10 protein-coding genes are annotated in these 13,082 nt (G+C 34.5%); 6 read left to right on the forward strand and 4 right to left on the reverse strand.

Annotated features, from left to right (window positions below; all coding sequences use genetic code 11):
• Window positions 1–247: 247 nt before the first annotated feature.
• Entirely contained in the window at window positions 248–1,849 is a 1,602-nt protein-coding gene (locus SHYC_RS02530; protein ID WP_039644254.1) for an L-lactate permease, read from the forward strand.
• A 140-nt stretch (window positions 1,850–1,989) separates the two neighbouring features.
• Here the strand turns inward: SHYC_RS02530 and SHYC_RS02535 are convergent, their stop codons facing one another.
• Window positions 1,990–3,153 (reverse strand): glycosyltransferase family 4 protein, encoded by a 1,164-nt coding sequence (locus tag SHYC_RS02535; protein WP_039644256.1) that lies wholly within the window; start codon window positions 3,151–3,153, stop codon window positions 1,990–1,992.
• A gap of 273 nt (window positions 3,154–3,426) precedes the next feature.
• On the opposite strand from SHYC_RS02535, the gene mqo reads away from it, so the two are divergent.
• On the forward strand, window positions 3,427–4,929 hold the full coding sequence (gene mqo / locus SHYC_RS02540; protein ID WP_039644258.1) for a malate dehydrogenase (quinone): 1,503 nt from the start codon (window positions 3,427–3,429) through the stop codon (window positions 4,927–4,929).
• Between the two features lie 427 nt (window positions 4,930–5,356).
• On the opposite strand, the gene SHYC_RS02545 is transcribed toward mqo, so the two are convergent.
• Together SHYC_RS02545 and SHYC_RS02550 are read right to left on the reverse strand one after the other, a co-directional pair.
• Window positions 5,357–6,730, reverse strand: a complete 1,374-nt coding sequence (locus SHYC_RS02545) for a sensor histidine kinase (RefSeq protein ID WP_039644260.1) — start codon at window positions 6,728–6,730, stop codon at window positions 5,357–5,359.
• Window positions 6,723–7,400, reverse strand: coding sequence for a response regulator transcription factor (locus SHYC_RS02550; protein WP_039644262.1), 678 nt, complete (start codon window positions 7,398–7,400; stop codon window positions 6,723–6,725). The genes SHYC_RS02545 and SHYC_RS02550 overlap by 8 nt, the downstream gene beginning before the upstream one ends.
• 222 nt (window positions 7,401–7,622) lie before the next feature.
• Between SHYC_RS02550 and SHYC_RS02555 the strand changes: the two genes are divergently transcribed.
• Both SHYC_RS02555 and SHYC_RS02560 read left to right on the forward strand, forming a co-directional pair.
• Entirely contained in the window at window positions 7,623–8,684 is a 1,062-nt protein-coding gene (locus SHYC_RS02555; RefSeq protein WP_039644264.1) for an ABC transporter permease, read from the forward strand.
• Window positions 8,684–9,361 carry an ABC transporter ATP-binding protein gene (locus tag SHYC_RS02560; protein WP_039644266.1) on the forward strand — a complete coding sequence of 226 codons (678 nt, stop codon included), beginning with the start codon at window positions 8,684–8,686 and terminating at the stop codon, window positions 9,359–9,361. Before SHYC_RS02555 ends, SHYC_RS02560 begins: the two co-directional genes overlap by 1 nt.
• A gap of 233 nt (window positions 9,362–9,594) precedes the next feature.
• Here the strand turns inward: SHYC_RS02560 and SHYC_RS02565 are convergent, their stop codons facing one another.
• Window positions 9,595–10,416, reverse strand: coding sequence for a YdcF family protein (locus SHYC_RS02565; protein WP_052257866.1), 822 nt, complete (start codon window positions 10,414–10,416; stop codon window positions 9,595–9,597).
• Window positions 10,417–10,736: 320 nt separating this feature from the next.
• Here SHYC_RS02565 and SHYC_RS02570 point away from each other — a divergent pair, with 320 nt between their 5' ends.
• Window positions 10,737–11,195, forward strand: coding sequence for a MarR family transcriptional regulator TcaR (locus tag SHYC_RS02570; RefSeq protein ID WP_107632828.1), 459 nt, complete (start codon window positions 10,737–10,739; stop codon window positions 11,193–11,195).
• A 98-nt stretch (window positions 11,196–11,293) separates the two neighbouring features.
• Window positions 11,294–12,688, forward strand: a complete 1,395-nt coding sequence (locus tag SHYC_RS02575; RefSeq protein ID WP_039644271.1) for a membrane-associated protein TcaA — start codon at window positions 11,294–11,296, stop codon at window positions 12,686–12,688.
• Window positions 12,689–13,082 lie beyond the last annotated feature (394 nt).

Here is a 13,082-nt window from a genome sequence, read left to right on the forward strand (position 1 = left end):
ATCAATGGTTATACATAATTTTAAAATGAGTCTAGATAAAATTCATTGAAGTATGGTATAGAAAACAATGGTTTTTGAATGAAACTATAACTTTAAAAGAATGGTAAATATTAGTGTAAAAGGTGTTAAAAAAATTACGGCAACCTATTGAATTGTACACAAAGCAATGGTATATTTTAATTGTGAAATAATTCACATGTATAAATAAGTGATAATATAAATATAGAACAAAGGAAGATGATTTAGGATGTTAGTTCACAGTTACGATCCATTCCAAAATCTTGCAATATCTGCATTAATTGCAAGTATCCCTATCGTATTATTTTTACTCTGTTTAACATTGTTTAAAATGAAAGGGATTTATGCGGCAATGACGACGTTAGGCGTTACAATTGTCATAACTTTATTTATTTTCAAACTTCCAGTAGGTATCGTAACAGGCGGTATAACTGAAGGGTTTTATCAAGGTATTTTACCAATTGGTTTCATCGTCATGATGGCGGTATGGTTATACAAATTAACGACTGCAACAGGTCAATTTTCTATTATTCAAGATAGTATTACGGCAATTTCTGAAGACCAACGTCTCCAATTGTTATTAATTGGTTTTGCGTTTAATGCCTTTTTAGAAGGTGTTGCAGGTTTTGGTGTACCGATTGCCATTTGTGCCGTGTTATTAATACAACTTGGGTTTAAACCGTTACAAGCAGCGATGCTGTGTTTAGTAGCTAATGGTGCAGCAGGTGCGTATGGTGCGATTGGTATCCCAGTAGGCGTTGTGGATACATTAAACTTACCTGGTGGCATTACAGCATTAAGTGTATCTCAAGCTTTAAACCTAAGCTTACCATTATTAAGTTTAGTTACACCGTTTTTATTAGTATTTATTATTGATGGATTTAAAGGCGTTAAAGAAACATTACCAGCGATTTTAGTAATGGTTATTCCTTTCGTACTTTTACAAATTATCTTCAACCAATTTTTAGGACCAGAACTTGTAGATATTATCCCACCACTTGCAGCGATGGGTGCATTGGCATTATTCTCTAAAAAAGTACAACCAAAAAATATTTTCAGATTGAGTCAAGGAGATATTGTAGAGACAAAGCGTCATTCATTTAAAGCGATTGCCTACGCTTGGAGTCCATTTTATATCTTAACAATTCTAGTATTAATCTGGAGTTCTAAATTCTTTAAAGGGTTATTTTTAGAAGGTGGCGCATTAGCATTTTTAAATATGCAATTCCCAATTCCGGGTACGATGAACGATGTGACACACAAACCGATTATGCTCACGTTCAATTTAATTGCTCAAACAGGTATGGCATTATTAATCGCAGGTATTATTACAATTTTATTATCGAAAACAGTTAACTTTAAGCAAGCTTTTAGTTTGCTAGGAGAAGCATTTAAAGAATTATGGTTACCAATTTTAACGATTTGCTTTATTTTAGCAATTGCTAAGCTTACAACATATGGTGGTTTAACAAGTGCGATGGGTCAAGCCATTGCTAAGACGGGAACGATTTTCCCATTCCTATCGCCAATTCTCGGTTGGATTGGTGTGTTTATGACAGGTTCGGTTGTTAACAACAACGTATTGTTTGCACCAATTCAAGCATCCGTAGCACCACAAGTAGGTACGAGTGGCGCATTACTCGTTGGCGCTAATACAGCAGGGGGTGCAATTGCGAAGTTAATTTCACCACAATCTATTGCAATTGCAACAGCAGCAGTAAAAGAAGTAGGTCAAGAATCAGTATTATTAAAAATGACATTAAAATATAGTGTGGGTCTACTTGTCTTCTTCTGTATTTGGACACTCATCTTATCTTACTTCTTGAGCTAATTCATTAAAGAGGGGGTATACTACCTCTCACCAAATAATAAGCCTTCAATATTCATTGGAAACATGAATGTTGAAGGCTTTTAAATATGTTTTACTGCGATAAAATGTTTGAAAACGTATGGCATCATTTGTAAGTTGTTTTATGACATTAATTCATCAATGACTTGCTTGAATTGTAAATAAATACGTTCAGGCGTGTAGTGCATAACGGTCTGATAAGCAGAATGAATGATTGGTTGTGTTTGTCGAGCATGTCCCTTTTCAATGACTTCCAAAATTTGATGGGCTAGACGACGTGTATCCTTTGCAGGTACCAGAAACCCATTTTGACCGTGTGTAATTAACGACTCAGGGCCTGTATTTCCATCAAAACTAATAACAATGCTTCCTTGATTCATTGCTTCAAGTATGGTCATACCAAATCCTTCATTACGAGAAGGTACCACAGTAATCTTGCTCATCGCAATAAAAGAACTAAGTTGATTCGTCGTAGGTTTTAAGAAGATTAAATCTTGTAAGCGTGCGTAACTAATATGTTGAGATAGGGCTTCTTTTTCTTTACCATCACCATAAATATCTATGGTAAAGCCATAATCTCTTAAATCGTCTTGAATGTGGTAGACAGCTTCAATTAATAAATCAAACCCTTTTTCATATTCAAACCGACCAGCCGCTATAATTTTATTTTCCTTCATCAATTGTAATCTCTTCTCATCAAGCATATTCGATACGACATAAATTGAGGTATCAATATTAGCCTGATAACGTTGCCGATCTTTTTCTGTGAGCGTAGTTACCGCATCTAACTTTGGATATTGTTTAATTATTTCTTCGCGTAAAGCTTCATGGTGTGCATCTAAATTCATGTGTTCCATACCAATGGTTTTTTGGTTCTTGTTCGCATATTGTGCGATTAAGATATTGTGACTCGCACGTGTCCCTACTAAAATATCGCTATTATTATTTTGAATCGCACGAATCATTTTCTTTTCGATATAACTCGAATATTGCTTGATGCCTGGCTCATGGTGGGTCAATCGCTTAGGTTTTAGAAACGGGGTGAATTTACGTATGCGGTTTGCGATTAAAGGCACACTATTGCGCAGCTTGAATTGGTAGTCAACCAGTGATTGCACACGCACGCGTGAGTCGAGAGGAAAGTAAGGATCGGTCTTATTACGAAATATGGATATAATTGTAACTTGATGTCCTTGCCGTACCAATTGGTTTGCTAAGTTCGTAATTGTTTTAACCGTACCACCTACCGCATAGATATTGTGCATTAGAAATGTGATAGACTTCATGACGTATCCCTCAATTTGTTTATTTGGGTTAATTATATCATGCATAATTTCATTAGTGATAATAAAGCGTTATTAAAATATGTTGAAATACATTTAATGAAGGGCGTGTCTTTTTTATTAGGCATTATAGGTATATAATATAAGTAACACGTGATAAAATGGTCGTATTGTTAAAGACATGGTTTGTAAATACACTGTTTTTAAGTGTTAAACGTGACAAATGATAGGTCATAATAATACTTGATGATAATCAAAAAGGGGGACTGGATTGTTGTGGAAAACTTGCATAACAAGACAGATGTAGTGTTGATTGGCGGAGGCATTATGAGCGCTACATTAGGTGTATTATTCAAAGAATTACAACCAGAGTGGGACATCAATGTATTTGAAAGATTAGATCGTTGCGGTAAGGAAAGTTCAAACGTATGGAACAATGCGGGGACTGGGCATTCAGCATTATGTGAACTGAATTACACAAACGAAATGCCGGATGGCACAATGGATATTAACAAAGCCATTAAAGTGAATGAACAATTTCAAATATCAAAACAGTTTTGGTCTTATTTAGTTAAAACAAAAAAATTAACAAATCCAGGGGCATTTATTCGTACTGTACCACATATGAGTTTTGTTACAGGGGAAAAAAATGTCGCATTTTTAGAGGCCCGTGTTAAAGCCCTTAAAGAAAATGTGTTGTTTAGTGGTATGGATATTACAAAAGATAAAGACACTTTGAAAAAATGGGTGCCGCTCATGATGGAAGGACGTCCAGATTCAGAGATAGTCGCAGCAACACGTGATGAATCAGGCACTGACGTTAATTTCGGTGCGTTAACAAATCAGTTAATGACACGATTAGAAGATCAAGGTGGCGCTATTTATTACGAACACGAGGTACAAACGTTAAAACAAAATAAAGATGGGTCTTGGCGTATCCAAATTAAAGACTTAAAAGAAAAGAAAACATTTACTGTTGAATCTAAGTTTGTTTTTATTGGTGCAGGTGGGGCAAGTTTACCTCTGTTACAAAAGACGCATATTCCAGAGTCAAAACATATTGGTGGCTTCCCAGTAAGTGGGCTATTCCTTGTATGTAATAATCCGGATGTTGTGCAACAACATCAAGCAAAAGTATACGGTAAAGCAAAAGTGGGTGCACCTCCAATGTCTGTACCACATTTAGACACGCGCTATATTGATGGAGAACGTGCATTATTATTTGGACCTTTTGCAGGATTTTCACCTAAATTCTTGAAGACAGGCTCATACTTCGATTTAATTAAATCCGTCAAACCATACAATTTAACGACGATGCTTGCTGCTGGTGCAAAAGAAATGGGCTTGACTAAATACCTTATCGAGCAGCTCATGTTAAGTCATTCTGAGCGTGTAGAAGAACTCAGAGAATTTATTCCTAATGCAAAAGAAGACGAATGGGAAGTAGTTGTAGCGGGTCAACGTGTTCAAGTCATTAAAGATACTAAAGAAAAAGGCAAAGGAACGTTACAATTTGGTACAGAGGTCATCACATCTAAAGATGGCACACTAGCTGCTTTACTAGGGGCATCACCAGGCGCTTCAACGGCAGTTGCAGTTATGCTAAATATTTTACAGCAATCATTTAAACATGAATTTACAACATGGGAACCTAAAATTAAAGAAATGATTCCTTCGTTCGGTAAAGAACTGACAAATGAAATTGATTTATTTAAATCACTCAACCATGATATTTCAAAACAGTTACAACTTAATGAAGAAGGTAGTTTATTAAGTTAAAGGTTGGTAACGTAATGCGCAATTCATATCATCATTAAGTGAAAAAATAAACGGGGTTTAGTATCATTAAGCTTACTTTGATAATACCTCTTGCATCGTTTTTATAGGCATCTTATCGCAAAGTGATTTGAGTGTAGACGATGAATACTCTAGATGTCTACATGTACAAGATGGTTTTCGATGTCGCCATAATGCTTCAGAAGTCTCGTCTAAGGCGTCAATTAAAATAATATCTTCACATCATATCTTGACAACTTAATGTCTAAAAAGAATGTTAAATATTATAGCCAACAAAGTTCATGATTAAATGAATTTTGCTGGCTATTTTGATTCAAAATGCTATGATGTGCACGCGTTGTTTGTGATGCCATAAAACAGTGCGACATTGATAATGAAAGATTGTTGTAGGGTCTTGTGCTAGTATCATCTATACTAACGGTAATCTTATAGTGAATGTAGCACCTTCACCAAGAATACTCGAAACTGTAATGTTACCGCGATGACGTACGATAATATCTTGAGTAATCGCTAAACCTAATCCATTACTATCGGTATGCGATGTCGATTTATAAAAACGATCAAAAATATGTTGTTGCGCGTTAGCTGATATACCTGGACCATCATCAGATATGGTAAGTATTGCTGCATTATTTTCGGGATTTCGGTTTAATGTGACTTCAATCATTCCATCTTGATGCGTATACTTGATGGCATTACGAATCACATTTTCTATTGCTTGCGTTAATAAACGTTGATTTCCTTTTACTTGAAGTGAGGACAAGTCGTGTAATAACACAATATTTTTTTGATTCAAATTATACGATTCATGTTTAATAATTTCTAAGATTGTATCTTTCAAAGGAACGGTGTCGTCAAATGCTAAATGCTCATCATTATCAAGTTCTGATAATAGTAGCAATTGACGTGTCAGTTGGCTTAAGCGATGTGTTTCATCATAAATTTGTTGTATATATTGAGACTGCTTTGATTTAGATGTTTCGACTTGAAGTTGACTGAGTATATGGTGTATATGGGTTAATGGTGTTTTGATTTCATGAGAAACATTTTGAACAAAGTGCTGACGCATATCATCTAATTGTTTTAAAGCACGGCGCATAGAATCAAAATGGACTTGGAGTGTGCCAATTTCGTCTTCTCGTGTTTTAGCGATAGGTGTTTTAAAATCTCCATCCATCATACGTTGTGTGGCAATTTTAAGTTGTTTCACGGGTTTAACTATGGAGTAGGTAGACCAAATAACAAGTGCAATTGAAAAACTAACTAATAAAAGCAACAACACAAATAAAAAAATACGAAATTCGCCAAGGGCTTGACCGACATCTTGGCGCATAAAGACAGCATACGTTTTATCATTTGTTTTAAAAGATGTGCCAACTGTATTTTGCGTTTCATTATCAAAGAAACCAGTGATAATTGGATTAAACGGTCGCATTTTCACCCCGTGATAATCTTCACCGTTTAGTACTTTGTCTACGGCAGATGATGAAATATTATCTTTTCGAAAAGGCTCACCATAAAAGCGACTATGATGTGACGTATCATACACTTTCAGCTGATAGTTTAGATGTCCTAACAGTTTAAAATACTCATGAAGTTCCTTCTCGTTTGAAGCACGGTCATAAGCATGTGCATGTTGGAGTGTTGACATTAATTTTGCATCATTTTGAGATTTTAGTTCAAAGTGGTAATAAATATTACTTAAAAGAAAACTTGCAATAGCACTAATAATCATGACTGTAAGCGTATATAAAGCCACGCGTGTATATAGAGATTTAAGCATTGTCTGTCACCTTATATCCGATACCACGTACGGTTTCAATTTGTACATTTGCACCTAATTTTTTTAACCGCGCCCGCAAACGTTTAATGTGTACATCTACAGTACGTGTATCACCATCATAATCAAAGCCCCATATTTTCTCTATCAATGCTTCTCTTTCAAATACTTGTTTCGGATACGACACAAGCAAACTGAGCAGTGCAAATTCTTTATTTGGTAATATCATTCCTTTATTATCCACTTTAACTTCTAGTTGAGATTGATCAATTTCTAAATTTCCTAATTGTAAATGAATGTTTGTTTGAATTTGGTATCGACGTAACACAGCTTTAATGCGAAACATGAGTTCAGAAACTTCAAAAGGTTTTGTTACATAATCATCTGTACCCGCTAAGAAAGCACGTTCTTTATCAGTTAATGCATCGCGTGCAGTGAGCATGATGACAGGATAGTGATAGTCATATTTTAAAATTTGACACAGTTCAAAACCATCCATTTCATCCATCATGATGTCCACTATCGCAATGTCAATATCATGTTGAGCAACATAAGCTTCAGCAGCTTCACCACTTGGCGTTTTTACAGCGTGATAGCCTTCTTTTTCAACGCGTGAAGCTACATAATCTAAAATTTCTGGATCGTCATCAACAATTAAACAAGTAACAGCCATGGATATCACATCCTTTTTTCAATTCTCTCTTATATTATTATAGGTGTAATCCAGTCATGCGTAAATGAAGGTTCATTATATCTTGAATTATGAAGGAGATATATCTGCACAATATTGTAGTTCATTGCAAAAAAAAGTAACAGCACATGTGATTTGTTCATATTCAGTTCATAAACCCTTTTTATACTGTGTGTACAAGATAAAGAAAAGGGGCGTTCAATTATGAAAGTAGCATTAAATGAATTGAAATTTTACAAATTCAAATATTTGCTTATCACATTTATTGTCGTGTTACTTGCGAGTATGGTGTTATTTATATCTGGATTAGCAAAAGGTTTGGCACGTGAAAATGTCTCGCTTATTGATCAATTTAAATCCGGACAATTCGTGATACAAAAAGATGCGGATAACCAAATTCAGCGTTCGAATATAAGTCCAGATAAACAAACAGAAATTGAAAAAATTGTGAAGACTGAACCATTTAAAGCGAGTATGGGCACTGCGGAATATAAAGGTAAGAACAGTGATTTATTATTTGGATCAATGCCTGAAAATGAACAACCTTCATTAAAATCAGGTGAATATCCTCAAAACAATCATGAAGTGGCTTTAAACAGTAAATTAGAAGGTGAAGGGTTAAACATTGGAGATTCAATAAAAATTAAAGGGAAAGACCAAGAACTCAAAATTACAGGATTTTTTAATCATGCGATGTATGCGCACACTGATTTTGCGCTTGTCACTGAAAAAGGATTAGATCAAATGACAGGTAATCATACGCCAACGTCAATGTATTTTCTTAATGATGTTAATCAAAAAGATATTCAAAGCTTGAAAGATATTAAAGATGTCAAAGTGGTGAATCATAAAGATTTGACAGACGGTATTCCAAGTTATCAAGCTGAGCAAGCACCGCTCACAATGATGATTGTAAGCTTATTTGTCATAACTGCGATTGTGTTAACGGCATTTTTCTATGTGATGACGATTCAAAAAACATCTGAAATCGGTATTTTAAAAGCCATTGGTATTAAAACAGGGCATTTATTAGGGTCACTCCTCTTTCAAATATTATTTGTGACACTTTTTGGTGTTGGGGTGGCATTAGCTATTATTAGTTTACTATCAACTATTATGCCTGTCACAATGCCATTCCATCTGACTTCTGATTTGATGATTATAATGGTCATCGTTTTTATCGCAGTAGCTATCATAGGGGCATTATTATCACTCGTACGTGTGCTTAAAGTAGATCCGATTGAAGCGATTGGAGGGGGCAACTAATGAGTTTAAAAGTAAAAAATTTAATTAAAACATTTGGTAAAGGCGACGCTAAAACAGAAGTACTAAAAGGAATTGATTTTGAGGTTCAACCAGGGGAATTCATTATATTAAATGGTGCCTCAGGTTCTGGTAAATCCACATTATTAAGTATTATGGGTGGATTATTATCACCAACAGAAGGTCAAATGTCTTTAAACGGTGAAGACTTTGGTCAATTATCACAAAAAGCACTTACTTCAAAACGATTAAAAAATATAGGATTTATCTTTCAATCCTCACATTTATTACCTTATTTAAAAGTAAAAGATCAGTTGATTTTAGTTGGAAAAGAAGCGGGAATGACGAAAAAAGAAGCAGAAATACGCGCTAAACAATTGTTAGATGATATCGGATTAAGTCATCGTATTGATGCCTATCCACATATGTTATCTGGGGGAGAAAAACAACGTGTTGCCATTATGCGTGCGTGGATGAATCAACCACAATTATTACTTGCTGACGAACCTACAGCCAGTTTAGATGCGAAACGCGCGACAGAAGTTGTTGAAATGATTAAAGAACAAGTACAATCTAAAGGTACAATAGGGGTAATGGTAACGCATGATGAACGCTTATTTGAATACGCAGACCGTATGCTTTACTTAGATGATGGGAAAATAGTCACAAAATCGAATTAAAAGTCATTCAGTGCGTCACATAAAAAGGAGTGAGACAGAAATCGAAATGATTTCAAGGTCTCACTCCTTTTTCTAACGTTTAGGGACACAAATATGTCATTAAAGACAGTTGTAGCGATTCATATCCAATGATTTAAGTGTAATTAAAAGCAAGTCGCTTATGAATGGATTGGGTCGAATATAACAAACTTAAATGTATGTTAACATCTATTTGTAAATCATGATGGCCATCATCAAAACAGGGTTAATATGGTTTGCACACTTAAATACGTGCACCATAACACAGGATAGTGCAACATTAAGCCACAATAATCACGAATTAACGCTTTTGCACGTAACGTGATTGGTGAAGGTGTGCCGAACCCTACAAATGTTAAACGCTCACGTTGTGCGATACGTAACGCACGCAATAAATGAAATTCACTCGTTACACAAATGCCTTGTTTCTGTGGGATATAAGGCGTAGAAAGTCTAAAGTTTTCTATTGTGTTTGTAGATTGTACTTCCATGATGATAGCGTCAGAGGATACATTGTGATGTTTTAAGTAGCGATACATTGCTAAGGCTTCTGGTATAGGTTCATCAGGTCCTTGTCCCCCAGATACGATATATTGAGCGTTACGGTAATGTTTGTGATATAGCATTAGCGCACCATCTAATCGTGCTTTTAACATTGGAGTGACGTCTTCGCTATATATGCCAGCACCTAACACGAGGATGATGTCAGTCTGAAATTTGGGTAAGCGTATTGAAAGCAAATATGTCAAATAGAGATAAATCGGCCACGTCAATATAAATACTAACAGGATAGCATGTAATAATTGAAAAGGTATTGAAAGGTACCAAGGTGTAACTTCACACAAAAGTGAAAGTCCTTCAGACACACCAATGAGTGCGAAAGTATGACATGCTATAGATAATATGAGACGACGTCCGTGACTTGTTTTAAAATGATGACGTTTGAGAAATAAAAGATAGAACATGATGAGAACCGCAATACTATATTGACGCGATTGATGAAATTGTGTAAATTGAATAAATGTGACTAAAATCATGTTTAACATAAACATCACATTAAAAAATTCTATACGAACATTAATTTTACGTTTTGCTGTAATAATAAAAAGCAAACATAAGATGAGAGATGTTATAATAAGTGAGACAAAAAACATGAGCAATGCCCTTAACCTTTCAATTGATAGTTTTATTAGTCATCATACGAATGTGTTTAAATGTTATTTAGATGTAATAATGTATGAATCAAGTTTAATCATGTATCGCTATTATACATGTTGATTTGTAAATAAAAAAATAACTAGAATGGGCATCGTAATATGTGATACTAAGAATCGTATAATGATGAGGTGGAATGAAAATGACTAAAGAAATGTCGATGCATGTCGGGTTTATGGGCGAATTTATGGTGAATTTAAACGCACTTACGGCAACATTATTGAAAGATTTACGAAATAAGTACGGTATTTCTAACGAACAATCCAGTGTTTTATTAATGCTATCTCATGATAGAGCACTTACATTAACAGAAATTACAATAAGACAAGGTGTCAACAAAGCAGCAGTAAGCCGTCGTGTAAAAAAGTTAGTAGAATTAAAATTAGTTGAATGGGTGCATCTAGAATATTCATATGACAAGCGCTTAAAATATATTGCTTTAACAGAAAGTGGCGTCAATTATGTCAGAGAGTCAAGACGAATTATTGCAGATTTAGCGTCAGAAATGTTATCGGATATTCCTATTGATCAAATTGAACAAACACATGCAGTATTAGAGCAAATTGATCAACGTGTCAAAACGCATCTGAAAAAAATGTAACGGCCATAGAGAAATACATCTTATGATTGAGGTCAAAAAATGATATTTCACGTAAAATAAATACGATATTAACCGCTGTAAGGAGGTGTGAATGCAAAATGAAACCATGTCCACATTGTAAGCATCAACGACTTGGTGACGACATGATATGTGCACAGTGCCATTATCAAGTTTCATTTTCGAAACAATCATTGAAGCATCCATCGCCAAAATTGAAAACGAGAGAAGAAGCTGAACAAAGTGAAAAACAAATTAAATTAAGACAAATAATTCCTGTTGCAATCTTTGGTTTTATTCTTATATTATTATTTATTTTATTTTTATTGCTTAGGAATTACAATTCTCCAGAAGCACAAGCAGAATTATTAATTAATGCGATTGACAATGATGATGCTTCTAGAGTGTCTACGTTGCTTAGTTCTAAAGGGAATAAAGTGGGTAGAAAAGAAGCGGCGACATATATCCAATTCATTAAGAAAGAAATTGGGATGCGTCAATTTGAAAAATCGGTGTATCATACCGTACATCAACTCGATAAAAATAGCACTGTAGCGCAATATATTAAAACGAAAGACCAGATAAATGTCTTACGAATAAGCAAAAATGGGCGACGATATCTCATTTTTGATAATTTGAGTTTCCAAGCACCTACAAAACAAGCAGAAATTAAAGCAAACTTAGATGCAACATATCAGTTTGAAGCAGATGGCCGTCAAAAAAGTGTTGTTGTCAAAAAGGGACAGACAGTGTCGTTAGGAAATTACATACCGGGCGATTATGTCATTCCAGCAAAAAAAGAAACGAATCGTGGGACATTCGAAGGGAAATTACGCTTCAGTTCGAAATCAAGTCACAATGAAGTGATGAAAGTCACAGAAGATTTTGATACTGCACAAGTTGATATTAATCTCAAAAACACATCAGGTTTAGATGAGAAGAAAACAGTCATCATCAATGGAGAAAAATTGCCTTATACGAGTGAACAAGGATTTGGACCTTTTCCTGTCAATAAAGATTTAACGATACAAGCAGAAGGTAAAAGTCACGGTAAGACATTTAAAACTGAAGAAAAAGTGATTAAGAAAAATGACTTAAAAACAGTTAATGCTGTAACATTATCTTTCAATGCATCTGAAATAAACGACTTTAACAAAGAACATGAAGATACAATTTTAAATAAAATCAATGACTTTTTTAAATCTTATACTGGAACTTTAAGTGATGCACAAGACTCAAATTCGACTCAAACATTAGGTAAATATGTTTTAAAAGACAGCGCCTATTATAATCATTTGGTTGCTAATGTGAAAAATGATCGTATCCCCACCTTTAAAACATCAGATGTCATGAATGTAAGTCGCAATGGCCAATTTTATTCTGTTGTTGTACAAAATGAAGACGATCAAGGTCGAAATTTACAAGGGCATTACTTGTTAAAAGGTGATAACGAGGGTGATCAGTTGAAAATTGTGAACTACGAACGCTATCGATAAAAGGCGTTGAACGATGTGTAGTCCAAGTCGTCAATATGTGATTGTAGGTACAATGTACATATACGTAAATCCTCGCTACATGTTTTTTAAGATATGCAAAGCATATTGGTTTAAATTCTGTTTATGATTTTAAAATAACTATAAAACCAGTTCATTTGTTGATTTATATATGACCTTCAAAATTCATTCGCATATGAATTTTGAAGGTCTTTCTTTAGTTTAAGGGGGAAAAATAATTCTTTCTATCTAGAGTTTCATACAAAAAGCATTAGAAATTGTGTTTTTTCAAAGATTGAAGATTAAAATGTAATATAAAAGGAATAATAATTATGCATATCTTTAGAATTAATTGACTGAATCAGTTACTATAGGATAAGTTAGGTTTTTAAGGGTT

Origin of the sequence: Staphylococcus hyicus (genome assembly GCF_000816085.1) — a bacterium.
Taxonomy (GTDB): Bacteria; Bacillota; Bacilli; order Staphylococcales; family Staphylococcaceae; genus Staphylococcus; species Staphylococcus hyicus.